We start from the raw sequence: 451 nt of genomic DNA, 5'->3' as shown, positions 1-451 counted from the left end.
TCTGCCAATCTGCCGGGCATGCTGGCGGCCGATGCCTCCAGCCTGTACGCCAAGAACCTGCTTACCTTCCTCAGCCTGATGCTGTCCAAAGACGGCTTCAAGCTGGATATGGAAGACGATCTGCTGGCCGCCACGCTGGTGACGCACGCAGGCGAAGTGCGCTTCGGCAACAAGTAAACCCTCAAGGAATCGAATCATGGTTGATCCGTTTATCACCAGCTTTACCATTTTCGTGCTGGCCGTCTTCGTCGGTTACCACGTGGTGTGGAACGTCACCCCGGCGCTGCACACCCCGCTGATGGCCGTGACCAATGCCATCTCCGGCATCATCATCGTCGGCGCCCTGCTGCAGGTGGTCGACATCGGTGGTGAAACCATTACCGTCACCTCGGTACTGGGCACCATCGGCGTCTTCCTCGCCAGCATCAATATCTTCGGTGGCTTTATGGTC

The 451-nt window shown here is 58.3% G+C and carries 2 protein-coding genes; both read left to right on the top strand.

The genetic code is table 11. The features are described 5' to 3' along the window. Positions 1 to 9 precede the first annotated feature (9 nt). Positions 10 to 177 (top strand): hypothetical protein, encoded by a 168-nt coding sequence (locus M3P88_RS15835; RefSeq protein WP_283773254.1) that lies wholly within the window; start codon positions 10 to 12, stop codon positions 175 to 177. A gap of 19 nt (positions 178 to 196) precedes the next feature. Continuing rightward, positions 197 to 451 (top strand): proton-translocating transhydrogenase family protein (locus M3P88_RS15830; RefSeq protein ID WP_249616955.1); only part of this gene is annotated, 255 nt, incomplete at its 3' end.

Origin of the sequence: Craterilacuibacter sp. RT1T, assembly GCF_023502145.1 — a bacterium.
Taxonomy (GTDB): domain Bacteria; phylum Pseudomonadota; class Gammaproteobacteria; order Burkholderiales; family Chromobacteriaceae; genus Craterilacuibacter.
This window is presented reverse-complemented; position numbering and strand designations above follow the sequence as displayed.